The organism is Micromonospora sp. 4G55, assembly GCF_016803375.1.
In genome coordinates this window covers 1-2,314 of the sequence record NZ_JAEVHN010000848.1, presented here as the reverse complement: position 1 = coordinate 2,314, position 2,314 = coordinate 1, and the positions used below count along the sequence as shown (strand labels likewise).

Annotated in this window: 1 protein-coding gene and 2 pseudogenes; 1 reads left to right on the top strand and 2 read right to left on the bottom strand. The window is 76.9% G+C overall.

The features are described from left to right. Positions 1-267 (top strand): annotated as a pseudogene (locus tag JNW89_RS35120) (hypothetical protein); the annotation flags it as partial. Positions 268-414: 147 nt separating this feature from the next. On the opposite strand, the pseudogene JNW89_RS35115 reads toward JNW89_RS35120, so the two are convergent. Next, positions 415-1,241 (bottom strand): annotated as a pseudogene (locus JNW89_RS35115) (isocitrate lyase/phosphoenolpyruvate mutase family protein). Between the two features lie 62 nt (positions 1,242-1,303). Then, positions 1,304-2,314: YbjN domain-containing protein (locus JNW89_RS35110; protein WP_238452301.1), on the bottom strand; the 1,011-nt coding region annotated here is incomplete at its 5' end.

The following is a 2,314-nucleotide window of genomic DNA, read 5'->3' as shown; positions in this document are numbered from 1 at the left end:
CCGGCCGTTCCCAGGCACAGCCCGACGGCCGCTGGTTCGTCGCCGACGGCGGCGCGCAGAGCGCCTGCCTCGACGCCCCCCGACGGCGCTCAGCTGGTGCTGGAACTCCAGCGCTGGACCGGCACCGGCTTCTGGACCGTGGCCCGCACCGCCACCGCCGACGGCGTCGCGAAGCTGGCGGCCGAGGGCTCGGCCGGCGCCTACCGCTACCGGGTCACTGCGCTGAGCGGCTCCGGCCGCTACACCCTCGCCTTCTCGGCGAGCTGACCCACCCCGACCGCGGCCCCCGACCCCCACCGCCCGGTGGTCGGGGGCGCTCCGCGTCCCCCTGGCCGCACTTTCCGAAAAAGAGTGGCATGGCGCGCGGATTAGCCACGCTTTCTCGGAAAGTGCGCGCTGGGGGCGGGTCCGCGGTCAGCGGAGGAGGGCGTTCAGTTCGGCGTAGGGGGTGGCGGGGGTGAGGGTGGTGTAGGTGCCGGCGGTGAGGGCCTCGGTGGCGGCTCGCCGGACTAGGCCGTACGCGGCCTCGGCCAGCGACGAGCCGAGGCTGACCCGGGCCACGCCCAGCTCGGCCAGGGTGGCCACGGTGGGTGCGCCCGGGCCGGCGAGCACGTTCACCGGTCCGTCCACCCCGGACACCAGCGCGGCGATGCTCTCCACGTCGACCACTCCCGGCACGAAGACGCCGTTCGCCCCGGCCGCCAGGAACGCCTCGGCCCGGCGCAGGGTCTCGGCGAGTCGCTGCGCGGGTTCGCCGACCGCCCGCAGGTAGGTGTCGATCCGGGCGTTGACGAAGAGCGCCACCCCGGCGGCCTCGGCGGCCTGGCGGGCGGCGGCGATCCGGGCGCACTGCTCCGTCGTGGGGCGTAGCCGGGTCGGGTCGTCCGGGTCGGCGTCCTCGATGTTGATGCCCACCGCGCCCGCGGCCAGCACCTCGCTGACGGTCCGGGCGACGCGGCCGGGTCGGGGGCGTACCCGTCCTCGATGTCGGCGGTGACCGGCACCGTCACCGCCGCGGCGATCCGGGCCAGTGGCGTGAGTGCCCGGCTGCGGTCCAGCGCCCCGCCGTCGGCGACGCCCAGGGCCCAGGCGATGCCGGCGCTGGTGGTGGCCACCGCCGCGGCCCCGCACTCCTCGACCAGGCGGGCGCTGGCCACGTCCCACGCGTTGGGCAGGACGAGCGGTGTACCGGGCCGGTGCAGGGCGCGCAGCCGGGCGGCCCGCTGCTGTGCTGTCGTCATGCGGCAAGTCCACCAGCGCGGCGCGTCGGCGTCCGGCGGCTTTCGGACCTCACCCGCGTCGGTCAGGGCAACGCGGCGACCGCGTCCGCGTACGCGACGCCGGTGGCGACCGCCGCGTCGATGAGGACGCCGAGCTGCGCCGGGGCCACCCCGTGCTCCAGGTCGGTGGTCACGTCGCCGGCCAGCACCAGCTCGCCCTCGCCCAGGTCGTGCACGTACGCCTTCGGCAGCAGCCGGTCGTGGTTCCAGGCGTTGCAGAACTCGTACGCCTCGGTCAGCCGGGACGCCGGCAGTCGCCGCGCCGCCACCACCCGGGCGTGCAGGATCTCGCCGCGCCGCCCGACCTGCCGGAACTGGATCACCGCCTCGTGCCAGCGCCCGACCACCACCCCGCCGGCGTCGACGGCGTAGACGTCGCCCCGGCGGTCCAGCACCGCGATGATCATCGACAGGCTCAGCGGGGCCAGCTCGTCGGCCGCCGGAACGAACGGCGGGTCCGTCGCCGGGTCATCGCCGGTCTCCTCGTCGGGCAGCGGCACCGGGGTGGCCAGCGGCCGCTCCGCCAGCCAGGAGGCGATCCGGCCCGACTGGTGCCCGGTGCCGTTGCGCGCGTCGAAGCTGCCGGCCAGCCCGGTGGCCAGGGTCAGCAGGTCGGTACCGAGGGTCTCCACGTCCACCTCGGCCGCCGGCCGGCTGCCGTGCGCCGGGCGGTGCACCCGCCGCCCGGTCAGCCCCGCCTCGGCGGCGAGGGCGCAGACCAGCGCCCCGGCGGCGGCGAACTCCATCGCGGACAGGTCGTCGTACGGGTGGTCCAGCCGGGGCAGCTGCTCGGCGAGGATGTCCAGCCCCCGGCCGGGGTGCCCGGCCAGCGCGCAGAAGCGCAGGTGCGCGGCGAGGTACGGGAAGGCTCCCCGCTCCCGCCGGTGCCGCCGGTACGCCCGCAGGTGCGCCTGCCCGGCCCGCTCCGCCTCGCCGGTGCGCAGCCACGGCAGCAGCGCCACGCCCAGCGCCCGCTCGGGCGAGTCGGTGCAGTCCACCGCGCCGTCGAGAACGGGACGCAACTCCGCCAGCGC